The sequence below is a fragment of the Flavobacterium sp. PMTSA4 genome (genome assembly GCF_032098525.1).
GTDB classification, from domain to species: domain Bacteria; phylum Bacteroidota; class Bacteroidia; order Flavobacteriales; family Flavobacteriaceae; genus Flavobacterium; species Flavobacterium capsici.
Map to the genome: position 1 here is coordinate 2,295,361 of NZ_CP134890.1, position 26,477 is coordinate 2,321,837.

General features: G+C 32.8%; 29 protein-coding genes. 16 read left to right on the forward strand and 13 right to left on the reverse strand.

The features are described from left to right. Positions 1 to 7 precede the first annotated feature (7 nt). A complete protein-coding gene (locus tag RN605_RS10505; protein ID WP_313324629.1) occupies positions 8 to 880 on the reverse strand; it encodes a helix-turn-helix domain-containing protein in 873 nt (290 codons plus the stop codon). Between the two features lie 240 nt (positions 881 to 1,120). On the opposite strand from RN605_RS10505, the gene hemA reads away from it, so the two are divergent. The 14 genes from hemA to RN605_RS10575 are packed head-to-tail and all read left to right on the forward strand — an operon-like array spanning position 1,121 to position 12,703. Then, positions 1,121 to 2,371, forward strand: a complete 1,251-nt coding sequence (hemA, locus tag RN605_RS10510) for a glutamyl-tRNA reductase (RefSeq protein WP_313324630.1) — start codon at positions 1,121 to 1,123, stop codon at positions 2,369 to 2,371. Next, the gene (gene hemC, locus RN605_RS10515) at positions 2,371 to 3,309 is read left to right on the forward strand and encodes a hydroxymethylbilane synthase (protein WP_313324631.1); all 939 of its coding nucleotides are present in this window, start codon (positions 2,371 to 2,373) and stop codon (positions 3,307 to 3,309) included. Before hemA ends, hemC begins: the two co-directional genes overlap by 1 nt. 3 nt (positions 3,310 to 3,312) lie before the next feature. Further along, positions 3,313 to 3,984, forward strand: a complete 672-nt coding sequence (locus tag RN605_RS10520; protein WP_313324633.1) for a uroporphyrinogen-III synthase — start codon at positions 3,313 to 3,315, stop codon at positions 3,982 to 3,984. A 56-nt stretch (positions 3,985 to 4,040) separates the two neighbouring features. Next, a complete protein-coding gene (hemE, locus tag RN605_RS10525; protein ID WP_313324634.1) occupies positions 4,041 to 5,066 on the forward strand; it encodes a uroporphyrinogen decarboxylase in 1,026 nt (341 codons plus the stop codon). After that, positions 5,056 to 5,343 (forward strand): hypothetical protein, encoded by a 288-nt coding sequence (locus RN605_RS10530; protein WP_313324635.1) that lies wholly within the window; start codon positions 5,056 to 5,058, stop codon positions 5,341 to 5,343. The genes hemE and RN605_RS10530 overlap by 11 nt, the downstream gene beginning before the upstream one ends. Positions 5,344 to 5,358: 15 nt before the next feature. Beyond that, positions 5,359 to 6,261, forward strand: coding sequence for an oxygen-dependent coproporphyrinogen oxidase (gene hemF / locus RN605_RS10535; RefSeq protein ID WP_313324636.1), 903 nt, complete (start codon positions 5,359 to 5,361; stop codon positions 6,259 to 6,261). A gap of 49 nt (positions 6,262 to 6,310) precedes the next feature. Further along, a complete protein-coding gene (hemB, locus tag RN605_RS10540; RefSeq protein ID WP_313324638.1) occupies positions 6,311 to 7,309 on the forward strand; it encodes a porphobilinogen synthase in 999 nt (332 codons plus the stop codon). After that, positions 7,309 to 7,674 (forward strand): c-type cytochrome, encoded by a 366-nt coding sequence (locus RN605_RS10545; protein ID WP_313324640.1) that lies wholly within the window; start codon positions 7,309 to 7,311, stop codon positions 7,672 to 7,674. The genes hemB and RN605_RS10545 overlap by 1 nt, the downstream gene beginning before the upstream one ends. 26 nt (positions 7,675 to 7,700) lie before the next feature. Continuing rightward, entirely contained in the window at positions 7,701 to 8,171 is a 471-nt protein-coding gene (locus RN605_RS10550; protein ID WP_313324642.1) for a methylated-DNA--[protein]-cysteine S-methyltransferase, read from the forward strand. Positions 8,172 to 8,224: 53 nt separating this feature from the next. Continuing rightward, entirely contained in the window at positions 8,225 to 8,938 is a 714-nt protein-coding gene (locus RN605_RS10555; RefSeq protein WP_313324643.1) for a 3'-5' exonuclease, read from the forward strand. Positions 8,939 to 8,986: 48 nt separating this feature from the next. Next, positions 8,987 to 10,426 (forward strand): nucleoside recognition domain-containing protein, encoded by a 1,440-nt coding sequence (locus RN605_RS10560; RefSeq protein WP_313324644.1) that lies wholly within the window; start codon positions 8,987 to 8,989, stop codon positions 10,424 to 10,426. A 23-nt stretch (positions 10,427 to 10,449) separates the two neighbouring features. Next, positions 10,450 to 10,659, forward strand: coding sequence for a hypothetical protein (locus RN605_RS10565; protein WP_313324645.1), 210 nt, complete (start codon positions 10,450 to 10,452; stop codon positions 10,657 to 10,659). 47 nt (positions 10,660 to 10,706) lie between these two features. Next, complete coding sequence (locus tag RN605_RS10570; RefSeq protein WP_313324646.1) at positions 10,707 to 12,308, forward strand: fumarate hydratase; 1,602 nt, start codon at positions 10,707 to 10,709, stop codon at positions 12,306 to 12,308. Between the two features lie 2 nt (positions 12,309 to 12,310). Then, the gene (locus RN605_RS10575; protein ID WP_313324647.1) at positions 12,311 to 12,703 is read left to right on the forward strand and encodes a hypothetical protein; all 393 of its coding nucleotides are present in this window, start codon (positions 12,311 to 12,313) and stop codon (positions 12,701 to 12,703) included. A 69-nt stretch (positions 12,704 to 12,772) separates the two neighbouring features. On the opposite strand, the gene RN605_RS10580 is transcribed toward RN605_RS10575, so the two are convergent. From RN605_RS10580 to RN605_RS10630, 11 genes are all read right to left on the reverse strand, one after another. Next, entirely contained in the window at positions 12,773 to 13,432 is a 660-nt protein-coding gene (locus RN605_RS10580) for a CoA transferase subunit B (RefSeq protein WP_313324649.1), read from the reverse strand. Between the two features lie 2 nt (positions 13,433 to 13,434). Further along, positions 13,435 to 14,136: a CoA transferase subunit A gene (locus RN605_RS10585; RefSeq protein WP_313324650.1), complete on the reverse strand. Its 702-nt coding sequence runs from the start codon at positions 14,134 to 14,136 to the stop codon at positions 13,435 to 13,437. A gap of 87 nt (positions 14,137 to 14,223) precedes the next feature. Beyond that, complete coding sequence (locus tag RN605_RS10590) at positions 14,224 to 16,527, reverse strand: penicillin-binding protein 1A (RefSeq protein WP_313324651.1); 2,304 nt, start codon at positions 16,525 to 16,527, stop codon at positions 14,224 to 14,226. An 8-nt stretch (positions 16,528 to 16,535) separates the two neighbouring features. Then, positions 16,536 to 17,021: a gliding motility lipoprotein GldH gene (locus RN605_RS10595; RefSeq protein WP_313324652.1), complete on the reverse strand. Its 486-nt coding sequence runs from the start codon at positions 17,019 to 17,021 to the stop codon at positions 16,536 to 16,538. Beyond that, complete coding sequence (locus RN605_RS10600) at positions 17,005 to 18,189, reverse strand: PSP1 domain-containing protein (RefSeq protein WP_313325830.1); 1,185 nt, start codon at positions 18,187 to 18,189, stop codon at positions 17,005 to 17,007. The genes RN605_RS10595 and RN605_RS10600 overlap by 17 nt, the downstream gene beginning before the upstream one ends. Positions 18,190 to 18,313: 124 nt before the next feature. Further along, positions 18,314 to 19,348, reverse strand: a complete 1,035-nt coding sequence (locus RN605_RS10605) for a radical SAM protein (protein ID WP_313324654.1) — start codon at positions 19,346 to 19,348, stop codon at positions 18,314 to 18,316. 9 nt (positions 19,349 to 19,357) lie between these two features. After that, entirely contained in the window at positions 19,358 to 20,716 is a 1,359-nt protein-coding gene (gene trhO / locus RN605_RS10610; RefSeq protein ID WP_313324655.1) for an oxygen-dependent tRNA uridine(34) hydroxylase TrhO, read from the reverse strand. Positions 20,717 to 20,855: 139 nt separating this feature from the next. After that, positions 20,856 to 21,236, reverse strand: a complete 381-nt coding sequence (locus RN605_RS10615) for a hypothetical protein (RefSeq protein WP_313324656.1) — start codon at positions 21,234 to 21,236, stop codon at positions 20,856 to 20,858. Positions 21,237 to 21,339: 103 nt separating this feature from the next. Next, positions 21,340 to 21,750: a BrxA/BrxB family bacilliredoxin gene (locus RN605_RS10620; RefSeq protein ID WP_313324657.1), complete on the reverse strand. Its 411-nt coding sequence runs from the start codon at positions 21,748 to 21,750 to the stop codon at positions 21,340 to 21,342. 98 nt (positions 21,751 to 21,848) lie between these two features. Further along, a complete protein-coding gene (locus tag RN605_RS10625; protein ID WP_313324658.1) occupies positions 21,849 to 22,991 on the reverse strand; it encodes a lycopene cyclase family protein in 1,143 nt (380 codons plus the stop codon). A gap of 3 nt (positions 22,992 to 22,994) precedes the next feature. Further along, positions 22,995 to 23,738, reverse strand: coding sequence for a transporter (locus tag RN605_RS10630; protein ID WP_313324659.1), 744 nt, complete (start codon positions 23,736 to 23,738; stop codon positions 22,995 to 22,997). A gap of 80 nt (positions 23,739 to 23,818) precedes the next feature. On the opposite strand from RN605_RS10630, the gene RN605_RS10635 reads away from it, so the two are divergent. Beyond that, positions 23,819 to 24,478 (forward strand): metal-dependent transcriptional regulator, encoded by a 660-nt coding sequence (locus RN605_RS10635; protein ID WP_313324660.1) that lies wholly within the window; start codon positions 23,819 to 23,821, stop codon positions 24,476 to 24,478. Further along, positions 24,475 to 26,346 (forward strand): Nramp family divalent metal transporter, encoded by a 1,872-nt coding sequence (locus RN605_RS10640; protein ID WP_313324661.1) that lies wholly within the window; start codon positions 24,475 to 24,477, stop codon positions 26,344 to 26,346. The genes RN605_RS10635 and RN605_RS10640 overlap by 4 nt, the downstream gene beginning before the upstream one ends. Here the strand turns inward: RN605_RS10640 and RN605_RS10645 are convergent. Beyond that, positions 26,343 to 26,474, reverse strand: coding sequence for a FeoB-associated Cys-rich membrane protein (locus tag RN605_RS10645; RefSeq protein ID WP_313324662.1), 132 nt, complete (start codon positions 26,472 to 26,474; stop codon positions 26,343 to 26,345). The genes RN605_RS10640 and RN605_RS10645 overlap by 4 nt on opposite strands. Positions 26,475 to 26,477: the final 3 nt, after the last annotated feature.

Below are 26,477 nucleotides of genomic sequence, written 5' to 3' on the forward strand. Positions count from 1 at the left end.
TTATTGTTTATGATGAAATATTTAGACTCATCAAATACTTTTTTGGCGTTGTTCCAAATTTCTTTTTGAATGCAGCAATAAAATGACTTCCGGTGCTGTAGCCAATTTTTAAACCAACTTCATTTACATTATACGAACCAGAATCGAGTAATTGTCGAGCATGTTCCATTTTATAATCAAAAAGGAAACCATAAACCGTATCGCCATAAATTTGCTTGAAACCCATTTTTAGTTTCTTTAAATTTAGTCCAACTTGGTCTGACAATTCTTGTAGACTTGGTGGTTCAGCCATATTAGCAATTATAATTTCTTTGGCTTTTTTGATTTTCAATACATTTTCTTCATCCACCAAAAAAGGACATTGCTCTGCGTTTGGGTCATCATTTCTATTGAAAAACAAACTCAACAACTCATAACCTTTACCTTTATAATAGAGATTTTTAATGGATGGATTTAAGTTGTAATGAAACATCTGGTTCAAAACAATGGCCATCGAAGGACTAATATCGCTTTCGTTATAATATTTTTTGTCTTTGTTTTCTTGACTTAAAAACGGAATGTGCTCAGCATCATCGGTGAATAAACCATGAAATTTTTTGATGGAAACCAATATGGAAATCAACCAAGATTTTGGAGTAATTTCAACATTCAAAGGCAACTCTTTTTCAGGATTGAAAAACAGTAGTGCTTTTTCTTCTTTCAAATTCAACACATAATTCCCTTGGTTAAAAATATAATTGGCACTTCCTTTTAAACCAAAGTGAAACTGAATTAATCCCAACGGAACCGAACGCTGAAAAGTAGAAACTTCATCCGTATCATTCTGAAAACGAATTAATATAAAGTCATCGTCTATTTTTATTTCTTCTTTTGAACCCATAGCGATATTTTTTTTATTCTGAACTTGATTGAAAATCTTTAGCTATCATTTCTTTATTTAGAATTATTCTACACAAAATAATTGTAAAGACCTTATTTGTCTACAAATTTAGAATAAATATCGCTAAAAAGACAAATTCTTAGAAAAATAACTAATAACGATACAAAAAGTTCTTCAAGCGTTGTTTTTATAAAAAGTATAACTATAATTTTGTTCCAACTTTTAGCTAAAGTTGCATTTATGGATAACAAACATATTTCAAAACATACTACATTTTACGCCATTGGTTTGAGTTACAAGAAAGCCGATGCCGATATTAGAGGTAGATTTAGTTTGGATTCCAATGCAATACAAACTCTTTTAGACCAAGCAAAAAAAGAAAATATTGAAGCTTTGGTCGTAACTTCTACCTGCAATCGTACCGAAATTTATGGTTTTGCAGAACATCCTTTTCAGTTAATCAAATTACTTTGCGACAATAGTCAAGGAACTGTTGAAGATTTTCAAAAAGTGGCCTACGTTTATAAAAATCAAGAAGCGATAAGTCATTTATTCAAAGTTGGAACTGGTTTAGACAGTCAAATTCTTGGAGATTTCGAAATTATTAGTCAACTGAAAATTGCATTTACCGAAAGCAAAAAAATGAATTTGATGAATGCTTTTTTAGAGCGATTAATCAATTCGGTAATTCAAGCCAGTAAAAAAATTAAGAATGAAACTGAGATTTCTTCAGGCGCAACTTCGGTTTCGTTTGCTTCAGTTCAATATATTTTCAAAAATGTTGAAGATATTTCGAATAAAAATATTTTACTTTTTGGCACCGGAAAAATTGGCAGAAATACGTGTGAAAATCTAGTAAAACATACAAAGCATGACCATATTACTTTAATCAACCGTACTAAAGATAAAGCGGAACGATTGGCTAGAAAATTGGATGTAATTGTAAAAGATTATGCAGATTTACAACTTGAAATCCAAAAGGCTGATGTTTTGGTTGTGGCAACTGGAGCTCAAAACCCAACAGTTGATAAAGCGATTCTGAATTTAAAAAAACCATTACTGATTCTTGATTTGTCTATCCCAAAAAACGTTCATGAAAATGTAACGGATATAGAAAATGTAACTTTAGTTCACATGGATCATTTATCACAAATGACGGATGAAACTTTAGAAAACAGAAAAAAACACATTCCTGCTGCTGAAGCAATTATTGAAGAAATCAAAGAAGAATTTTTCACTTGGACCAAAGGCAGAAAATTTGCTCCGGCAATCCATGCATTAAAAGCAAAATTGAATTCGATTAAAGAAAGCGAACTTAACACACAACGCAAAAAAATATCAAACTTCGACGAAGAACAAGCAGAATTAATCAGCAACAGAATTATCCAGAAAATCACCAATCATTTTGCCAATCATTTAAAAGACGAAAACACAATGGTTGATGAAAGCATCGAATGGATTGAAAAAATATTTCAAATTGAAGCAAAATAGTGGCAAAACCAACTACAAATAAAACCATTAGAATCGGAACTCGTGATAGCGAATTAGCACTTTGGCAAGCACATACCGTTCAAAAACAACTTCAGGATTTAGGATATAAAACAGAAATTATTGCCGTAAAATCAGATGGCGATATTATTTTAGACAAACCACTTTACGAACTCGGGATTACTGGAATTTTCACGAAAACATTAGACGTTGCCATGATTACAGGCAAGGTTGACATTGCAGTGCATTCCATGAAAGATGTACCAACAGCTTTACCTCAAGGAATTGTGCAAGCTGCTGTTTTAGAAAGAGCAAATACGTTGGACATTTTAGTTCACAAAGGAAACCTTGATTTTTTAGAAAATTCTGGAACAATCGCCACAGGAAGTCTGCGTCGTCAGGCAATGTGGCTCAATAAATACCCAAATCATACCGTGGTTGATTTACGTGGAAATGTAAATACACGCATGCAAAAATTGCAGGATAATGATTGGAACGGAGCCGTTTTTGCTGCTGCAGGTTTGGAACGAATTAATTTAAAGCCTGATAGTTTTATCAATCTCGATTGGATGATACCGGCACCAGCTCAAGGCGCAATGGTAGTGGTAGCAATGGCAGAAGATTTCTATACCATCGAAGCATTATCACAATTAAATCACGTGGAAACCGAGATTTGCACCTATATCGAAAGACAATTTCTCAGAACACTCGAAGGCGGATGTACGGCGCCAATCGGAGCTCTAGCCAATTATAATGAGAAAGAAGATGTTTTGGAGTTTTCAGGAGTTTTACTTTCTATCGATGGAAAGCAAAAATTGGAAATTACTAAAAAAGCGGAAGTTTCCGAGTGGAAAAAACTGGGTTACCATTGTGCTCAGGAGATTTTGAATAACGGTGGAAGCAAATTGATGAGTGAAATTAAAACACAGTTAAAAAAATAATTTTTGGCAAAACAAATCGACATACTATCCACAAAAAAACTTTCTGAAATTCAGAAACAAGCTTTACGAGAAGCCAATTTTGAAGTAATTGATGAAGATTTCATAGAGATAAAACAGAAAGATTTTGACCTAAAAAACATAAATCAAAACTTTATTTTCACCAGTCAAAATGCAGTTCAAAGTGTTTTAAATCATCCAAAATGGGAAGATTTAAAAACTAAAAACGTGTTCTGTGTCGGAATAAAAACCAAAGATTTATTGACCGAAAATGGGTTTAATGTCGTTGCATATACGGGTTACGCAGCCGATTTAGCCGAAATCATTTCACTGATTTACAACAAAGAAAGTTACACCTTTTTCAGTGGAAATTTGCGTAAAGATATTTTGCCAAACACGTTGAAAGAAAACGGCATTCCATTCAACGAAATTGAAGTATATGAAACCAAATTAAACTCAAAAAAAATTACTCAAAAGTTAGACGGAATACTTTTTTTCAGTCCATCAGGCGTAGAAAGTTTTTTAGAAAAAAATAAAATCACAAACGAAATTTGTTTCTGTATTGGCGAAACCACCGCAGAAGCATTAGAAAATAAAAACATCAAAAACATAGTAATCGCAGAAAAACCTTCAGTAGAAAACGTGATTACAGAAGTAGTAGAATACTATAAAAATTAGTTTAAGATTTTAAATCAACAACTTTTAAACTCTTAAACACATAAACTTTTAAACTAATGATTAAAAACGACCTATTCCTAAAAGCCCTAAATAACGAAACAGTTAATCGTCCACCCGTTTGGATGATGCGTCAAGCAGGAAGATATTTGCCAGAATTTATGGCAATCAAAGAAAAATACGATTTCTTCACCCGTTGCAAAACCCCAGAATTAGCATCTGAAATCACGGTGCAACCTATTCGCATCATCAAACCCGATGCGGCAATTCTGTTTTCAGACATTCTAGTTGTGCCACAAGCCATGGGAATTCAGGTAGAATTGCAGGACAACATCGGACCGGTTTTACCAAACCCAATCCGAAAAACTTCTGATGTTGATAATGTATTCATTCCAGACATCAACGAAACGTTGGGCTACGTGATGGATGCGATTGATATGACTCGTGAAAAGTTAAACAACGAAGTTCCATTAATCGGTTTTGCAGGTTCACCTTGGACCATTTTCTGTTACGCCGTAGAAGGAAAAGGTTCCAAAAGTTTCGATAAAGCCAAAGGTTTTTGCTTTACAGAACCAGCAGCAGCACACGCATTGTTGCAAAAAATCACCGATACTACCATTTTATACTTAAAAGAAAAAGTAAAACACGGTGTCAACGCTGTTCAAATTTTCGACTCTTGGGGTGGAATGTTATCACCAACCGATTATCAGGAATTTTCATGGTTCTACATGAACCAAATTGTAGAAGCTTTAGCACCTGAAACCAAAGTTATCGTCTTCGGAAAAGGATGTTGGTTCGCCCTAAACGATATGGCAAAATCAAAAGCATCAGCTCTTGGTGTCGATTGGACAATCACCGCCAGAAACGCACGTTACCTAACAGGTGGAAAAATAACGCTGCAAGGTAATTTTGACCCAAGTAGATTATTGTCACCTATTCCAACCATCAAAAAAATGGTGCATCAAATGATTGACGAATTCGGTAAAGACAATTACATCGTAAACCTTGGTCACGGAATATTACCAAATATTCCCGTAGACCATGCCAAAGCATTCGTAGAAGCAGTTAAAGAATATGGCAATTAATAATTTTCATAGGGAAATTAAATTCTGGTCGGCGGAAATTCATTTTGCCTCGGCGGAAAACAATTTTCATTCGGCGGAAAGTCATTTTGATTTGATGGAAATCTATTTTCAATCTGCGGAAAACAATTTTGATTCGGCGGAAAACAATCTTGATTCGACGGAAAATCATTTTCATTCAAAGGAAATCAATTTTCAATCGACGGAAACTTATTTTCAATCGGCGGAAATCAATTTTCAATCGGCGGAAACTCATTTTCAATCGACGGAAACCTTATAATTACTGACTTTTATAATGAAAGATAAATTTCTAACATACATTCAAAGTCTTCAAAACCAAATCACTTCCAAGCTAGAAGAAGTTGATGGCGTTGCCAAATTCCGCGAAGACATTTGGGAACGACCAGAAGGCGGCGGAGGAAGAACTCGTGTCATCGAAAACGGAAACGTTTTTGAAAAAGGTGGTGTAAACATTTCGGCAGTTCACGGCAAGTTACCCGAAACAATGCAAAAAATGTTCAACGTTGGCGAAGCCGATTTCTTTGCTTGCGGATTGAGCTTGGTCATTCACCCAAAAAGCCCAATGGTACCAACGGTTCATGCCAATTGGCGTTACTTTGAAATGTATGATGATAGCGGAAACGTAATCAATTCGTGGTTTGGCGGTGGACAAGATTTAACGCCATATTATCTGTTTGAAGAAGACGGAAAACATTTCCATCAAACCTGCAAAACGGCTTGCGACAAGCACAATCCAGAGTTTTATCCAAAGTATAAAAAACAATGCGATGCCTATTTTTGGAATGCACATCGCAATGAAGCGCGTGGTTTAGGAGGATTATTCTTCGATTATTGCAAAGAAACTGATGAGATGTCTATGGAAGATTGGTATAATTTCGTAACCGAAGTTGGAAATTCTTTCTTAGAAGCGTATGTGCCGATTGTTGAAAAACGAAAAGAATTAGCATATACAGAAGCACAAAAAACTTGGCAAGAAATCCGTCGTGGTCGTTATGTAGAATTCAATTTAGTGCACGACAAAGGCACTTTATTCGGATTAAAAACCAATGGTAGAATTGAAAGTATACTGATGAGTTTGCCACCACATGTGCAATGGGTTTATGACCATCATCCTGAAAAAGGTAGCGAAGAAGAAAAATTATTAAAAGTATTAGAAAAACCAATTGATTGGGTTTAGTTTCAAAACTTGAAACGTTAAACCTGAAACAATTTTAAAAGTATAAATTATGTTCCCATTACAAAGAGGCAGAAGACTAAGAGTAAACGAAAGCATTCGTTCATTAGTAAGAGAAACAAGTTTATCTCCAGCAGATTTTATGTTCCCAATGTTCATCATGGAAGGCGAAAATAACAAAGTTGAAATTCCTTCAATGCCAGGAATTTTTCGTCGAACATTAGATTTAACGGTTGAAGAAGTTAAAGAACTTTTTGCGCTCGGAATTCGTGCAGTTAACATCTATGTAAAAGTTGATGATAGTTTAAAAGACAACACTGGAAAAGAAGCATGGAATGCTGACGGATTGATGCAAAATGCCATTCGTGCCATCAAAAAAGCATGTCCCGAAATGATTATTATGCCAGATGTTGCTCTCGATCCATATTCAATTTATGGTCACGACGGAATTATTGAAAACGGAGACATTACTAACGACAAAACCAACGATGCTTTAGTAAAAATGGCAGTTTCCCATGCCGAAGCTGGTGCCGATTTTGTAGCGCCAAGCGACATGATGGACGGTAGAGTTTTAAGATTAAGACAAGGTTTAGATGCAGCAGGTTTTCACAATGTTGGAATTATGAGTTATTCGGTTAAATATGCTTCAGCATTTTACGGACCATTTCGTGACGCATTAGATTCAGCTCCAAAAGAAGCCGATGTTGTCGTGCCAAAAGATAAAAAAACGTATCAAATGGATTACGCTAACCGAATCGAAGCGGTGAAAGAAGCACTTTGGGATGTCGAAGAAGGTGCAGATATGGTTATGGTAAAACCAGGAATTGCGTATCTTGATATTGTTCGCGAAGTTAAAAATGCAGTGAATGTTCCGGTTACGGTTTTTCATGTTTCTGGCGAATATGCAATGGTAAAAGCTGCTGCCGAAAGAGGTTGGCTCGACCACGATAAAATTATGATGGAACAATTAATGTGTATCAAACGAGCTGGTGCAAGTTTAATTTCGACCTATTTTGCTAAAGAAGCCGCTATTTTATTAAACAAACAATAATGAAACGAGTAGTTTTTTTTGCGTTAACTGTACTATTATTTTCTTGTAAAAAAGAAAGTGAAGATAATTTTGGTCAACCAAAATCAGAAGCAATCGAAAAAGTTTCTGGTCAAGAACTTTTTGAAGGTAAAGGTAACTGTATTGCTTGTCATCAAGCCGAGCAAAAAATTATTGGACCAAGTATGGCTGAAATTTCCAAAATTTATAAAGACAAAAATGCAAGCATAGTTTCTTTTTTAAAAGAAGAAAGCCAACCCATTGTTGACCAAAGTCAGTACGAAGTAATGAAAACTAATTTTGCCATTACTAAGAAAATGTCTGACGAAGAATTAAAAGCATTAGAAGATTATATTTTTGCTCATTAGAAAATAGAATTCACTATTTTTATAGAATGGAAACTTGCTTTATCAATTCACCACTTGGCATCACAAAAATAGTTGGCGATGAAAATGGAATTTCTGTGATTTCTATTTTAGCAGAAGGAGAAGTTTCTAAAACCATTCCCAAACCACTAAAAGAATGTGTTGCTCAACTCGGCGACTATTTTGATGGAAAAAGAACCGAATTTACTTTTAATTTAAATCCAACTGGAACCGATTTCCAACAACGAGTTTGGCAAGAATTACGCAACATTCCCTTTGGCAAAACCATTTCTTATCTTGATTTATCTAAAAAATTAGGTGATGCAAAAGCCATTCGAGCCGTTGCTTCTGCAAATGGTAAAAATCCACTTTGGATTGTCGTTCCTTGTCATCGTGTCATTGGAACTGATGGTTCTTTGACTGGTTACGCAGGCGGTTTGTGGCGCAAAAAATGGTTGCTCGAACACGAAAATCCTTCACAACAACAAACTTTATTTTAATATTCAATTTCAAATTACAAGATTTTTTCTACATTCGTGTAAAGACTTCAAAAATGATAGAAAAAATTAACCTCAATAACATCCTTTTTTTCGATATTGAAACAGTTCCGTTAGAGGAAAACTTCAATAATTTGGATGATGAAATGAAAGAGCTTTGGGAACAAAAAACCCAATACCAACGCAGAGATGAATTTACTCCAGATGAGTTTTATGACAGAGCAGGAATTTGGGCAGAATTTGGTAAAATCGTCTGTATTTCGGTAGGCTATTTTGTCAATAAAAGTGATATTCGAAATTTTAGAGTGACTTCTTTTTTTGGAGATGAGGTAAAGATTTTAAAAGACTTTTCTAATTTATTAAACAACCATTACAATCAGCCGCAACATGTTTTATGTGGTCATAATGCTAAAGAATTTGACATTCCATTCATCGCTCGAAGAATGATTATCAATCAGGTTGCCATTCCTGATAAACTGAATTTATTTGGCAAAAAACCTTGGGAAATTCCTCATTTGGATACGTTAGAATTATGGAAATTTGGCGATTACAAACATTTTACTTCTTTAAAATTATTAACCAAAATCCTTGGAATTCCTTCTCCAAAAGGCGACATCGATGGTAGCCAAGTTGGTCATGTTTTTTATATAGAAAAAGACATTGACAGAATAATTACGTATTGTGAAAAAGACGTGATTGCTGTGGCACAAATTTTCCTTAGACTTCGTCGAGAAGATTTATTGGTGGATGATGAGATAATTCATGTGTAATTATTGAAGTAACATATGATTTATTACATTTACAAAAATTAATAATTCATGGTTTTAAGTAGATTTTGGCTCGCAATTTTTATTTCATCAATTGTCTTTGTAATTATCAGTTTGTTTTCTGGCACTAACTATACCATCGATTATGTTTTGAATGGTGAAAAAGGCAATCCTATTCTAATTTCTGAAAAATATATCGATCAAGTTCCTGCTTTTATCAGCGACAGTATCCAATTGAAAGAAGATAAAACTATGATTGTTAATCGTGATTTATCAAATCCTGATACGACTTATGTTTATAAAAATAAAACAGTACAAATTTATAGTGGCGTTCAAAAATCTGATGGTTTGTTGGCGACATGTAAAAGCAGTTTAATAGATATTATTATTCCGCTTATTGCTTATTTAGCGTTCTTTTGTGGATTAATGGAATTGTTAATTATTTCTGGAGTTTCTGGAAAATTAGCTAAAGTATTAAGTCCTGTTTTTGTAAAAGTCTTTCCAACTATTCCAAAAAATCATCCTTCTATTTCTTATATGACGTTAAATTTTGCAGCTAACTTTTTAGGGTTAGACTCAGCTGCAACACCATTTGGACTAAAAGCCATGGAAAGTTTACAAGAAATAAATCCCGAAAAAGACAAAGCTAGTGATGCACAAATTATGTTTATGTGTTTGCATGCATCGGGATTAACATTGATTGCAACTTCTATTATTGGCTATCGCGCAGCTGCAGGTTCCAGTAATCCAGCTGATGTTATGTTGCCATGTATCATTACATCATTTATTGGTACGATTGCAGCTTTTATCATAGTAGGAATTAAGCAAAAAATCAATTTTAAAAGTGCTTCTTTAGCGATTGGTTTAATGACTTTGATAGGTGCAATTATTGGTTTGTTGATGTATGTAAATCATTTGGATCTTATTGGGAAAAATTATTTTACGTCTAATCTTTCGGGATTGATATTGTTGACCATTATTGTTTTTACATTAATTTATGCTTTTCGAAAAGAGAAATTATTTGCAGAAGCTAAAACTACCGTTTTTGATGCTTTTGTAACGGGTGCAAATAATGGAGTAAAAACCGGAGTTACCATTTTTCCTTATGTTTTGGGAATGTTAGCCGCAATTTCATTATTTAGAAATAGTGGTTTATTTGATATTATTAGTAATGGATTAGGGTTTGTTTTTACAATTATTGGAATAAATCAAGAAATAGTAGATGCTTTACCAGTTGCATTATTAAGACCTTTCAGTTCTGCAGGTTCAAGGGGATTTTTGATTGATTCAATGAATACTTTTGGAGCCGATTCTTTAACAGGAAGATTGAGTAGTATTTTCCAATGTAGTGCCGAAAGTACATTTTATGTCATTGCGGTTTACTTTGGTTCAGTAAATATTAAAAATACTCGTTATGCATTAACTACGATGCTTTTAGTTGATTTAATCTGTGTGATTACTGCCATTTTTGTGGCAACTTGGTTTTTTTAAATTCTATTTTTAAAATCATTTAAATGAGTTTCTTTGAAGAATTTATTGTTGATTTAGGAAGAGAAGGAATTTATTATTCATTTAAATGGATTGGTGTTGCAATAAAATGGATTTGTTATCTCGGAAAGAAACCAATAGCAGAAATTAAAAAAGAAAATTGGAATAGAAGAATAGGTTTTTTTGTATTCTTACTTCTTATTTTGGCAATATTTTTAATTCTCAATAAATTTTAAATTCACTTTGGGTTTCCTTAACTTTACGCTTCAAAAAAACTCATAAAATGGACTTTATATATCAAGAACCTTTTCCAATTTTAAAAGACGACACACAATATAAAAAAATCACTTCCGATTATGTAAAAGTTGAAAAAATTGGGAACAGAGAAATATTAAACGTTGATCCAAAAGGATTGGAATTGCTTTCTCAAGTTGCCATGAATGATGTTTCGTTCATGTTAAGAACATCGCATTTACAAAAGTTAAAAAACATACTCGACGATCCAGAAGCAACCGATAACGACCGATTTGTAGCTTACAATTTATTACAAAATGCCGTAGTTGCAATTGACGGTGAACTGCCAAGTTGTCAAGATACCGGAACGGCAATTGTTATGGCTAAAAAAGGTGAAGATGTTTATACGGGAGTTGACGATGCTGAATGGTTATCAAAAGGGATTTTTAATACCTATCAGGAGAAGAATTTACGCTATTCTCAGATTGTTCCGATTTCGATGTTTGAAGAAAAAAATTCGGGTTCAAATCTTCCGGCACAAATTGATATTTATTCTAAAAAAGGAAACTATTACGAGTTTTTATTTTTAGCAAAAGGAGGCGGAAGTGCTAATAAAACTTTTTTGTATCAAAAAACAAAATCATTGTTGAATGATAAATCATTGGACGAATTTGTTAGAGAAAGAATTAAAGATTTAGGAACTTCGGCTTGTCCACCATATCATTTGGCTTTGGTTATTGGCGGAACTTCCGCTGAAGCAAATTTGGCTGCAGTAAAAAAAGCATCGGCAGGTTATTTTGACAATCTTCCAACTTCAGGTAATATGGCTGGCCAAGCGTTTCGTGATTTAGAATGGGAGCAAAAAGTGTTGAAAATTTGTCAAGAAAGTGCAATCGGAGCTCAATTTGGAGGAAAATATTTTGCTCATGATGTTCGTGTTATTCGTTTACCGCGTCATGCTGCTTCTTGTCCGGTTGGATTAGGAGTTTCATGTTCTGCCGATAGAAATATCAAAGGGAAAATTACCAAAGACGGAATTTTTGTAGAACAATTAGAAGCGAATCCAAGGCAGTTTTTACCAGAAGTTGCGCCACATTTAGAAGCACCAGTTGAGGTTGATTTAAATCGCCCGATGAAAGAAATCTTGGCAGAATTAACAAAATATCCAATCAAAACGCGTTTGAAATTAAATGGTACTTTGATTGTGGCTCGTGATATTGCACATGCGAAAATTAAAGAGTTACTTGATGCAGGAAAACCAATGCCAGAATATTTTAAAAATCACCCAATCTATTATGCTGGACCGGCAAAAACTCCAGAAGGAATGCCATCGGGAAGTTTTGGACCAACAACAGCAGGAAGAATGGATGTTTATGTTGAAGAGTTTCAAAAAGCTGGCGGAAGCATGATTATGTTAGCTAAAGGAAATAGAACCAAAGAAGTTACCAATGCGTGTAATACATACGGCGGATTTTATTTAGGTTCAATTGGCGGACCTGCTGCAATTTTAGCCAAAGAAAATATTTTAAAAGTAGAAGTTGTTGATTTCCCGGAATTAGGAATGGAAGCGGTTCGAAAAATTGAAGTGAAAGATTTTCCGGCTTTCATTATAACGGATGATAAAGGAAATGATTTCTTCGCTAATTTATAAAAATGGATTTCAAAGTAACTTTTTCAGAATTTTATTCAAAAGTAAAAACCAGTTTAGCTGATGGTACTTTTGCCAAATTAACTCTGGCAAAAACTATTGGAAATACTGATTTGATAAATATTTATGTACGTCCGATAATAGATGAAGAAATTTTAAAATTAGAATTGAAATTCAAATTCCAAAAGGAAGAAATAATAGAAATCAGAACTATTGATAATTCATTTGAACGATTACTGGAATTTATAAATAATCCGTTTTTATCGGCTATTTTGTTTACTACTGAATTTGATTTGACCTATAAATTGAATAAAAAAAGAGCAGTTAGTGTGATTGAACAATTTCCAAGTTTTGGTAATGCAAATGAAGTTTTGTTAGCATTTTTGGCTAATAAATAACAAATCAAAAAATAAAAAAACCACAAAATTCTACTGAGTTTTGTGGTTTTTTATTTCGTATAAAATGTATTAGCCAATTACCATTTCAGGAATTTCTCCTTCTATAATTAGTTCAGCTTCAGTTGAAGCAATGATATGTTCTACGGTAACATCTGGCGCACGTTCTACTAATTTAAAACCTTTAGGAGTAATTTCCATCACGGCTAATTCAGTTACTACCTTTTTCACACAACCAACACCAGTTAATGGTAATGAACATCTTTTTAAGATTTTGCTTTCACCTGCTTTATTCACATGCATCATGGCAACAATAATATTTTCTGCTGAAGCGACTAAATCCATTGCTCCGCCCATTCCTTTTACCATTTTTCCTGGAATTTTCCAGTTGGCAATATCACCGTTTTCGGCAACTTCCATCGCACCAAGAATGGTTAAATCTACTTTTTGAGAGCGTATCATTCCAAAACTAAAAGCAGAATCAAAAAAACTTGCTCCGGGTAACGTTGTTATGGTTTGTTTTCCGGCATTGATAATATCGGCATCTTCTTCGCCTTCATAAGGAAATGGTCCCATTCCAAGAACACCATTTTCACTTTGAAATTCAACAGAAATATCGGTGCGAACATAATTTGCTACTAAAGTTGGAATTCCGATGCCTAGATTTACATAGTAACCATCTTTCACTTCTTTGGCAATTCGTTTTGCGATTTGATTTTTATCTAAAGCCATGATTAATTTCTTTGTCTAACGGTTCGTTGTTCAATTCTTTTTTCAAATTTTTCACCTTGAAAAATACGTTGTATCATAATTCCCGGAATGTGAATTTGATTTGGATCCAATGAACCGACAGGTAATAATTCTTCTACTTCGGCAATAGTAATTTTTGCTGCTCCAGCCATTGGTGCATTGAAGTTACGAGCAGTTCCTTTAAAAATTAAATTTCCAGCTTCGTCACCTTTCCATGCTTTTACAATAGAAAAGTCAGCTTTAAAAGCATGTTCCAAAACATGCATTTTTCCGTTAAATTCTCTGGTTTCTTTTCCTTCGGCTACTTCAGTTCCGTAACCTGCAGGAGTGAAAAAAGCAGGAATTCCTGCTTGTGCAGCACGACATTTTTCTGCTAAAGTTCCTTGTGGTGTTAGTTCGACTTCTAATTCTCCGGAAAGCATTTGACGTTCAAATTCTGCATTTTCGCCGACATAGGAAGAAATCATTTTTTTGATTTGCTTTTTTTGTAAAAGAAGACCAAGACCAAAATCGTCAACTCCTGCATTATTTGAAATACAAGTTAGATTGGTTACTTCTTTTTTTACTAATTCAGCAATACTGTTTTCTGGAATTCCGCAAAGTCCAAAACCACCAAGCATGATAGTCATGTTGTCTTCGATTCCTTGAAGTGCTTCAGTTACTGAATTTACTTTTTTGTTAATCATTGTATTTTATTTTTTAGCCCCGATAGTAGTGAAAATCCTTTTTTTAAAAAAAGATTGTAACGAATAGCGGGAAATAGCTTCTAAAAATTATAATCCAAATTCGTCTGTGTCTTGCTCTTTTTGTAGTTCTAATTCTAGGGAATCAACTACTTTTGGCGCCCAACAATCGACTTTTATTGAAAGATTTTTTGGTCTTTCGAATTCATCCTTTGACACTTGTAAGTCTTTATCATCATAACATTTTTTCATAAAATATCCCCAAATTGGTAAAGCAGCAGTTGCACCTTGCCCATATGTGATACTTTTGAAACGAGCCGAACGATCTTCGCAACCAACCCAAACACCAGAAACCAGATTAGGAACCATACCGATGAACCAACCATCGGATTGATTTTGAGAAGTTCCAGTTTTTCCTGCAATTGGATTTGTAAATGCATATGGATAACCTGTTACTCTTTCGTAGCCATATCCGCCACCTTGAGTACGCAATCTTGAACCAGAACCACCTTCAGTTACACCTTCTAATAATTTTATTACGGCAAAGGCAATATCTTTATTCAAAACATCATGAGATTCGGGAATTGGTTCATAAAGAACAACACCGTTTTTATCTTCGATTCTATCAATAAATTGAGGCTTGATGTAAACACCTTGATTGGCAAATGTACTGTAAGCAGCAACCATATCTTCAACCGTAACTTCTACTGCACCAAGTGCAATGGAAGGTTGTAAAGGAATATCAGCATTAACTCCTAATTTTTTGGTTAAATTAACTACTGCTTCTGGACCAACTTTGTCCATAAGTTTTGCTGAAACTGTGTTTATGGAATTGGCTAATGCTTTTTTCAAAGTAACCATTCCGCGGTATTTATTATCAGAGTTTTTTGGTGTCCATGAAGCAGTTACATGATGTCTTCCGACAGGAATTGTATATGGACTGTCAATAATTGAGTCACATGGAGACATACCTAGTTGTTCAATAGCAGTTGCATATACAAACGGCTTAAAAGTTGAACCAACTTGTCTTGCTCCTTGACCTACGTGGTCGTATTGAAAATATTTATAATTAATTCCGCCAACCCAAGCTTTGATATGACCAGTTTGCGGTTCCATAGACATCATTCCTGCTTGAAGGAACGATTTGTAATATCTTATAGAATCTAAAGGCGTCATTATTGTGTCTTTTTCACCTTTCCAAGTGAAAACACGCATTTTTGTTTTTTTACTGAATGAAGCAATTATTTCTTCTTCAGTTTTGTCCAAATCTTTTAAAACCGCCCATCTTTCGGATGCTTTCATGGCACGTTTTAAAATTCTATTTGTTTCATCATCTGAAATTTTTAAGAATGGAGCATTTTTATTTCCTTTTTGTTGGATGAAAAATTCCTGTTGAAGATTCTTTATGTGTGCTTGAACTGCTTCTTCTGCATGTTCTTGCATTTTTGAATCAATAGTGGTGTAAATTTTTAAACCATCGGTATAAATATCATATTCTGTTCCGTCTGGTTTTTTATTTTCTTTCACCCATTTTTTCATGTATTCACGAAGAAATTCTCTAAAATAAGTGGCAATTCCTTCTTTGTGAGTTTGCAACTTAAAGTCAAGAGTAATGGGTAATTTACTTAAACTGTCTTTTTGAGCGGTGTTAATAATTTTGGCTCTAACCATTTGACCTAAAACCACATTTCTTCTGTTTTTTACACCTTGTGGATTTCTAACAGGATTGTAAAGAGATGAGTTTTTGAACATTCCAACCAAAATTGCAGATTCATCGATAGTCAAATCTTTTGGTTCTTTGTTGAAATAGGTTTTTGAAGCAGAACGAATTCCGATTGCATAGTTGTTGAAATCATAAACGTTGAAATACATTGCAATGATTTCATTCTTGGTGTATTGACGTTCTAATTTTACAGCAATAATCCATTCTTTTACTTTTTGAATTAATCTGAAAATTTTAAAAGAAGAACCTTCACCATGAAACAATTGTTTTGCTAATTGTTGTGTAATTGTACTTGCACCACCATCAGCACCAAGTTTTACTGCTGCACCAAATGTTCTTCGAGCATCAATACCCGAATGCTCATAGAATCGTTCATCTTCAGTTGCAATTAAGGCATTTACTAAATGTGGCGGAAGATCTTCATATTTTATTGGCGTTCTATTTTCATTATAAAATTTACCAATAGTAACTCCATCAGAAGAAATAACTTCGGTAGCTAAATTTGACTCAGGATTTTCAAGTTCTTCAAAGGAAGGCATTGCTCCAAAAAATCCCCATGAAGCCAAGAAAAAAAATAGAATTAATGCACCAAAGCCATAAATGAAAAATTGCCAAAATTTTCTTTTATAGTAATTGATATCTTTTGTTGTAGGTTTATTTTTTTGAGCCATATTGTTAATTATTCTTTAGATTCTATTCTAAAACCAATATCTGTAATTCCTTTTAAATTTTCTACGCCTTCAATTTTACCAGTTTGTCTAACGGCTTGTTTTATGTGGACTTTATAAACTCCTTTTTGGTCAAATTTTTCATTGCCTTTGTAAAAAAGTTTACTTTCTTTAATATCACTAAAACCTTCACCAAGAAGTGTGCCATCTGGATTTGTCATTACATATTCAAGCGTATCTACTTTAATTTTTTTATCAGGTTGTTCTAATGAAACAATGACAAATAAATTATTGAACGGATAATCATCATTATCTCTAACATTCAAAAACAAATCATAGGTTTTATCTTTGTCTAGCTCAGGCAATTCAAAAGTGACAATGCTGTCTTTGTGCCACGAATTTCCAACTGATTTGTATTCATCAAAAACTCGTTTTTTATCACATGAAATAAAACACAAGAAAAGTAAGGCTAGGAGTAAACTATTTTTTAGGTTCATTTCTATTATTACTATTTGGCTTTCTATTTTGATTGTTAGAATTTCTTCTTTTGTTATTTTTCTTTTTCTTTTTGGGTTGATCAAAACGTGTTAGACTTTCTTGACCCATTGCATTATTGAAATCTTTTTCAGGTTCTGCAGTTATTTCAAGAGCGTAATCTTCAAGCGAAGTTGCGCGTTTTTTCTCTTTGTTTAAAGCGATAATTTCTTTTACTTGGTCAATTTTAAGTACATGCCATTGCGCAAAATTATCAGTATAAGCAAACCACATTAATCCTTTAAAAATATCTTGTTTTTGACAAATAGCATCACCTTTTTCGGTGTGTAATTTGGTTTCAAATTCAGGAAAATCTTTTAAAGCATCAAGATAAGTATCTAATTCGTAGTTCAAACAACATTTTAATTTACCACATTGACCAGCTAATTTTTGCGGATTAAGCGATAATTGTTGATATCGTGCTGCTGAAGTGTTAACACTTCTAAAATCAGTTAACCAAGTGGAACAACATAATTCTCTACCACATGAACCAATTCCGCCAAGTCTTGAAGCTTCTTGTCTAAAGCCAACTTGTTTCATTTCGATTCTGGTTTTAAAAACTTGAGCAAATTCTTTGATTAATTGACGAAAATCAACTCTGTCGTTAGCGGTGTAATAAAAAATTGCTTTGGAGCCATCGCCTTGAAATTCGATATCCGAAATTTTCATTTCCAAGTTAAGTTTAATAGCAATTTCTCTTGCTTTAACTTTCATTGGTTCTTCTTTATCGCGTGCTTCGCTCCAAATATCGATATCTTTTTGAGATGCTTTTCGATATATTTTTGGAATTTCTGTTCCATTTGGATCAACACCTTTTTTCTTCATCTGAATTTTAACCAATTCGCCAGTAAGAGTAACAATTCCAACATCATGACCTGGTGATGCTTCAGTGGCAACAATATCACTTATGCTCAAGGAGATTTTTTCGGTATTACGATAAAATTCTTTTCTACCATTTTTAAATCGAACTTCTACACAATCAAAAGGAGTTTCACCATTGGGTAAACTCATATTTGAAAGCCAATCGAAAACCGTTAATTTGTTGCAGCTATCGGTACCGCAAGTCCCGTTATTTTTACATCCACGTGGTGTGCCGTCTTTGGTTCCAGTAGAACAGTTTGTACATGCCATAATTTTTGAATATATATTGGTCATCGCGTCATTTTTGACGAGACTACTATCATAAAACGTTTAGATTGTAAAGATAGTATTTTGTTGGCTTAAATTTCAAAAGAATTTTTAAGCAAAAAAGAAGTTAATTTATCTCAACAGAATAGTTGAGCATATTTCGGTTAGGTTTTTCTAAATCTTTTTTAGAAAGGAAAATGTTTTTGAAAAGAACATTATTCCAAGAATTTCTCTTTTGCCAATGAGCAAAAGTTTCTGTTTTCCAATCAAAATCGTCTTTCCAAAAATATTTTGGAGAAACATAGCAATAAGTATATGGAATTAGATAGGAACTGTCGTTTTCAGTTTTTACTTTTAATGATTCTTCTTCGTTTCGGCTTATAGTTCTGGGTGATAAAAAAGTAATTCCTCTTTTTGAAGATTCTTTTTTCAATAAGGAAATCACTTCTTTATAATCGTTTTCAATTGTTTTTAGACTGAAATTATTATAGGTTGTTTCGCCTATTTTATCTATCGGACGAAGTTGAATGATATCAATTGAGTATTTGTCATAAACCTTAAAAAACTCTTTCAATTCATAGAAATTATCTGCATTGAAAGTATAATTTATTCGTAATCGTAACTTTGGGTTTTTCTTTTTTTCTTCGGTAATGTAACCTAAAACGGCATGAAATTTTTCATAAATTCCTTTGTCCATCAAGTCTTCGTAAGTTTCCTTGAAAACACCATGCATTGAAAAAATGAATTCATTTAAACCTGCTTTCGATAAATCAATAATATCCTGGTTTTCTAATAAATTTCCATTGGTAACCATACTGATGTAAGGCACTTTATGTTTTTTGGCAATTTCAATTAACTTGACATTGTGTTTAAAAAGTGTTGGTTCTGCGCCACAACCGATTTGAAGTTTTAAAGCGTTTTTAAAATTTACTTTGGCTAATTCTTCTAAATCACTTTCTTTAAAAATGCCTTTCATGTTGGTTCTAACATATTCATCATCGGTAAAATAGCACATTTTACAACGCAGATTACAGGCTAAAACCGGATCAAATTGAATGGCTAGATATCTTTTATTTAAAACACTCAACAACCATAAGCCAAAGAATTTTATTCGATGACTTTTAATTTTATGATTGAATTTGAGTAGTTTATAAATATCCATTAACTGAGTTTAGCTTACCAATTTAAACAATTTATCCGACAATCGAATTCTAAAAGGAACTTCAAAAGTGACTTTATCACCAATCTTTGCCACTGAATTTTCGCTACCGTTGACAAACATTTTTTCTAAAATCAATTCTTGATTTCCAGTTGTTGGACCAGAAATTAAAATTTTATCTCCAACTTGCAATTCATTATTTTCAATGATGAATAATCCAATTCCAGCTTTTACAAAGTAATGTTCAGCTTTGCCAAGAATAACTTTTTTTACTTTTATCTTTTGACGAATATCTTGTGTTTTTTTGGCAACAGCCAAAGCCACATCAGACAATTCACCGGAATGTTTAAACTTCAGTTTTTCAGATTTCCCTTTTCTAAAAACTTTATTGCCAACTTGTTTACCGCTTCTTAAACGTACTTGCTCTTCTAATGGTAAATGTGTAATATCTAAACATTCAGTAGAACAGCAATTTTCCATTACGGCTTGACATTCATCACATTGAATAAACAGTAAATGACAACCATCATTTGCACAATTGGTGTGATTATCACATGGTTTTCCACATTGATGGCATTGAGCTACAATATCATCTGTTATTCTTTCGCCTAAACGGTTATCAAAAACGAAATTTTTACCAATAAATTTACTTTCTAAACCTTCTTCTTTGATTTGTTTAGCGTAATTGATAATTCCGCCTTCTAGTTGGTAAACATTTTTGAAACCTTGGTGTTTGTAGTAAGCAGAAGCTTTTTCACACCGAATTCCACCTGTGCAATACATTACCAAATTTTTGGTTTCCTTATAATCTTTTAATTGCTCGTTGATGATGGGCAAACTTTCTCTAAATGTTTCAACATCAGGAGTTATAGCGTTTTTAAAATGACCAACTTCGCTTTCGTAATGATTTCTAAAATCAACTACTATTGTATTTGGATCTTCCAGAATTTTATTGAATTCTTTTGCGCCTAAGTGAATTCCTTTTTTGGTAACGTCAAAAGTTTCATCGTTTAATCCATCCGCAACAATTTTGTGACGAACTTTTATAGTTAATTTTAAAAATGAATGATCATCTTGTTCAACAGCAACATTCAAGCGAATGCCTTTCATGAAATCATAAACTTCTAGTGTTTCACGAAATTCTTCAAAGTTATCGGCAGGAACGCTCATTTGAGCATTTATTCCTTCGTGAGCAACATAAATTCTGCCCAATGCATCGAGTGCATTCCAAGCTAAGAATAAATCGTCACGAAATTTTTTTGGATCTACAATTTTGGCATACGCATAGAAAGACAAGGTTAGTCGTTGTTTTCCGGCTAAATCAATTAGCTCTTTTCTTTCTTCAGCGCTTAAGGTGTTATACAGTTGCATGCTATAAACGTTTAAGTGAGAAATATGTTTTTTTGAACTCTAATTGGAAGAATTCGGTGCAAAGTTAAACAAATTAATTAAAAAACCCTTTCAGAGGTTTAATTCTAAAAGGGTTTCTCCTTCATAGCAATTATCCCCATTAATTTATGATGATACAGTTTCCATTTACACAATCCATTGTTGATGGCGGATTTACTATTGCACAATCCGAAACCGCACCAGTTTGAATATTATAAGCATTATCCATTTCAAAATATTCGTCAACCATTGTTTGCAAAGTAGGCAAATCTACCGAAGACGGAAAAGTTAAAAACTCTCTTGGTCCGCCACAAGGTTTTGCTCCAAAAGCAATATAGTTGCAATTTGAACTTTCAGAACAATTAAAAGAATTAATGTAGCTAATAATTTCTTGTTTTTTATTGTTTAACATTTCTGGAGTAATTCCTGAATCGTTATCATCATCGCATTGCATGCTTAAAAACAAAAAAGAACATGCTACTAAAAGAAGTTTTGTTTTCATAGTTATTGGTTTTTACAATAGATGAAAAATTTTCAAAATGGTTGCAAAAAAAAAATCCTTTAAACATAAGAATAAAGGATTTTTTTGATTTCAATTAATAAGATTAACAAAATTCTGCGTAAGCATCTTTTAAGTTTTCAGCAATCATTTCGGCTGGTCTACCTTCAATGTGATGACGTTCTAACATATGAACTAATTCACCATTTTTAAACAATGCCATACTTGGTGATGATGGTGGAAAAGGAAACATTTCTTCTCTTGCAGCATCAACAGCTTCACGGTCGACACCAGCAAAAACAGTTACTAAATGGTCTGGTTTTTTTGAACCTTCTAAACTCATTTTTGCACCTGGACGAGCATTTCTTGCCGCACATCCACAAACTGAATTTACTACAACTAAAGTTGTTCCATCAGCTTTTATTGCGTTTTTAACTTCTTCTGCTGTATATAAATCTTGAAAACCTGCTTCTGAAAGTTCAGCGCGCATTGGTTTTACCATTTCTTCTGGATACATATGTATTTATTTTAAATTTAAAGTATTGCAAAGATACAATGATTTCTATTTTTTTATTTTAAATAAATCATAAAGATTTGTTATGACGAAATAGAATTCTAGAATTTTATAATTCTATTAAAAACGGCTTTTAAAAACGGTAATTTTGGACACTTCCAAATAATTTGTAAATCTTCTAAAAAAGAGGATTCGTTATCCAAAAATTTAAAAATTGTGATTGGATTTCCATTTCTGAAAATAGATGAAAACACTTTGGAACCTAATGCATTATTTTGATACAAAACATCAATGAAAAGCAAATCATAAAACCAAAATTTATCTTTTTTATGAAATTTTTTAAAGTCATTTTCAGATTGTAAAAATTGAACTAATTCTTTAGATTTTTTAGTTACATTTTTAAAAGTAAAACCTGTACTTGGTTTGGTCCATCCGCCAGCTGAACCAATATTGATAATATTTTTAGTATTGTGTTTCCAAAATTCATAACATGTCATCGGTATGTTTCCTTGTTCTTTTTCGATGATTTCAAACTCAGAAATTCCAAGTTTTTGAATGTAATTTTCAATTTCTGATTCGTATTCAGATGTTGAAAGCAAATCTTTTGAAAATAAAGTATATTCAATTAAAGCTTCTGTTTCGGATGTTGGTAAAACATACATAAATCGAGTGTTTCCTTTTTGTTCCACAGAAAAATCCATAAACGTGGCACAATTTGGATTGAAAACAGCTTCTTTACTTTTAATAAACCAACCAATAAAATGCTGTTGAAGCAAAGGATATTTTGATTGTAATTTTACTCGATTTATATCTAAAATTGAATTGAAAACCTTGTTACAAGTATAACTTTCGGAATCCGTTTTTACCACACAATGATTGCCTAATTCTTCAAAATCGATTACTTTTTGATTGCTAAAATGGATATTATTTTGCTTAAATATTAATTCAAAAACCAAATTATAAAAATCCAAACCTTTAATCTTTTTGTATTGAAAAGGTTCAATATTCAGAACTTTTTGAAAACTCTCATTTGCAAATAAAGCTGAATTCCATTTTTTGGAAACAATTTCATCAAAAAGATTCGTGTCCTCCCAAAAACACCAAGTTCGGTCATTGGTTTTTTTGAGATTTTCATCAATCAACAGTATTGATTTATCTTCAAATTTTCTGCTTTTTATCATTTCATAAACAGTCATCAAAGCAGATAAACCTGAACCTGTAAATATGTAATGATAGTGTTTCATGTATTAAATTCGGAACGAAAAACCAGCCGCGATGTAATTATCAGGAGCGTTTTTTGTAATTCCAATCCCAGCTGATAAATCTACCATAAAATTATTGCTTATCAAATAGGTTAAACCACCATCAAAATTATGATTTGCTTCATTGTTTTGAGGAGCAAATCCAAATAATTCTATATATGAACCTAATTTTTCGGTAATTGAATAACCAGTTGCAACAGTGTAAATAAAAGTTGGTTCAGGTGTAAAACCATCCCATTCAGCACCAAGATTATAACTAAAAGAGAATTTTTTACTTAAAGTATGTTGCATAACAAAACGAAATTCAGGTGCAAAATAGTCAGTTTTAAAAGGCGTTGAAGCTGCATTTGGTAATGAAATATGTCCAATGAATGAAGTTTTTGGAAAGAAACCTTTCTCTTCTGCAATTTTTATTTTACAACCAATTAGTATTGGATTTAATCCTGTTGTTTTTTCAATATTGTTTTTTTCTACAGCAAATTCAGTGATTAATCTTAACTCAAAATTTTCATTGACGCCATATTTCCAAAGCGTTGATGGAAGAAGATTACTTTTACTTATATTATCATTTTTTTGAAACGAAAAACCAGTTTCTACCTGAAACATTCCTTTTGGAGTTAATGATGGCGATTCTGTTTGGTCTGGTCTGTCAGTTTGAATTGGTTCCATTTCTTGCGCAAAACATGAGAATGAAATAAAAGAGAAAAGAAGTATAATTTTAGCTTTCATAAATTAAAAATTTAGACAAAACTAAAAATTTATTTAAACTTATAAAAATTATTTCTACTTTTGCCTTAAAATAATTCTAAATGACAATTTCAGAAGAAAACTATTTGAAAGTAATTTATCATCTTTCGTTGGTTTCTCCAAAAGGCATCAACACTAATGCCATTGCAGGAATGCTTGAAACCAAAGCATCATCGGTTACCGATATGATGAAGAAACTTTCGGAAAAAGAATTAGTAATTTATCAAAAATATCAAGGTGTTACTTTAACGCCAAAAGGTGTTGCATCAGCTAAAATGATAGTTAGGAAGCATCGCCTTTGGGAAGTTTTTTTAGTAGAAAAATTAGGTTTCCCTTGGGATGAAGTTCACGAAATTGCGGAAGAATTAGAACATATAAAATCAGAATCTTTAGTTCATAAATTAGACGAATTTCTTGGATTTCCTGCCTTTGATCCACATGGTGATCCAATTCCTAATGAAAAAGGTGAAATTCAAAAGGTAACAAAGTTGTTGTTGTCTGAATCAGAATTGAATAAAGAATATCAATGTGTTGGCGTGAAAGATTCATCATCTGAGTTTTTACAGTATTTAGACAAACAGAATATAGCTTTGGGTTCTAAATTAAAGGTTATCAATAAAGAACAATTTGATGAAACCTTAACCATTGAAATTAATAGCAAAACATTAATTATCTCAAATAAAATAGCCAGAAATTTATTTGTAAAAAATAATACATTATGACAAAGTCTTTAGAAGAAGTAAATCAATCAGTTGCAACGCAAGGAAAAAAATCTACTTTTCGAAAGATTTTAGCATTTTTTGGACCTGCTTATTTAATTTCTGTTGGTTATATGGATCCGGGAAATTGGGCAACCGATTTGGCAGGTGGAAGTCAGTTTGGATATGCATTAATTTGGGTTTTGTTAATGAGTAACATTATGGCGTTATTGCTTCAAAGTTTGAGCGCAAGATTAGGAATTGTTACACAAAGAGATTTAGCACAAGCTTCTAGAGAAACATATTCTCCATTTATTAATTACATACTCTATTTTTTGGCAGAAATTGCCATTGCTGCTTGTGATTTAGCCGAAGTTTTAGGAATGGCAATTGGATTGAATTTACTTTTTGACATTTCATTGATTAATGGCGTTTTAATAACAGTTTTAGATACGTTTATTTTATTATTCCTGATTAATAAAGGAATGCGAAAAATGGAAGCTTTTATCATTGCATTAGTTGCTGTTATTGGATTTTCGTTTGTTTTTGAAATGATTTTTGCTCAACCAGAAGTTACTAAAATTTTTGGGGGATTAGTGCCAAGTTTACCTGGTGAAGCAGCTTTGTATATTGCAATTGGAATTATTGGAGCAACAGTAATGCCGCATAATTTATACTTACATTCATCATTAGTTCAAACTCGAAAATTTGATAGAAGCAAAGAAGGAATTAAGCAAGCATTGAAATATAATTTTATGGATAGTGCTATAGCTTTGAATTTGGCATTCTTTGTAAATGCAGCAATTTTAATTTTAGCAGCTGCAACTTTTTATAAAAATGGAATGTTTGAAGTTGCTGAAATTCAAGATGCACATAAATTATTAGAACCACTTTTAGGAACACAATGGGCGCCAATTTTATTTGCAGTAGCTTTAATTGCAGCTGGACAAAGCTCAACAATTACAGGAACATTGGCTGGACAAATAGTTATGGAAGGTTATTTAAATTTGAGAATTCAACCTTGGGTTCGAAGAATAATTACACGATTAATTGCCATAGTTCCAGCAGTTGTAACTATTTTATATTTTGGAGAAAGTGTAACAGGTAAACTTCTTATTCTTAGTCAAGTAGTCTTGAGTTTGCAGTTAGGTTTTGCAATTATTCCATTAATACATTTTGTTAGCGATAAATCTAAAATGAAAGGTTTTCACATTGGAAAAGTAACCCAAATAGCTGCTTGGTTAATCGCATTAATTATAGTTTCATTAAACGGGAAATTAGTTTTTGATGAAATAAACGGTTGGCTTGGAGCATCTGAAAACCCTATGATTATTTGGTTGACAGTTGTTCCAATTACTTTTGGGTTCTTAATTTTGTTGCTTTATATCATTTTTAAACCATTTGTAACAAAGGCCAAAAACAATATTGAAAATCATTCACCGCATTTACTGAAATTAAATTTTGAACAAACTAAAGCTTCTGATAAAAAAGAGATTGCAGTTTCAGTTGATTTTTCAACCGCCGATGAAATTGCTTTAAATTCAGCGATAGAACTTGGTGGAAAAGAAGCTAATTATACTTTGATTCATATTGTTGAAACCGTTGGAGCAATTATGTATGGTGAAAAAACAGATGACCACGAAACGTCTATTGATGAAAGATTACTGCATGAATATAAAGATATTCTAACGGGAAAAGGATTCAAAGTTGAGACTAAGTTAGGATTTGGAAAACCAGATAAATCAATACCAATGATAATTAATGAAGGTAATTTTGATGTTTTGGTAATGGGAACACACGGACATACCGGAATTAAAGACTTACTTTTTGGAACAACAGTAAATAAGTTGCGTCACAAAATTTCTATTCCATTATTGATTGTTAAAAATTAATGACAACCACAATCGTCTTTATCACAACCTGATTTTTTCTTCGATTTTGGTTTCCAGATAAATTTAGTTATCAAAAAACCAATGGCAACTCCTAACGAAATGTAAACAAGTATTTCTTGAATATTCATGGT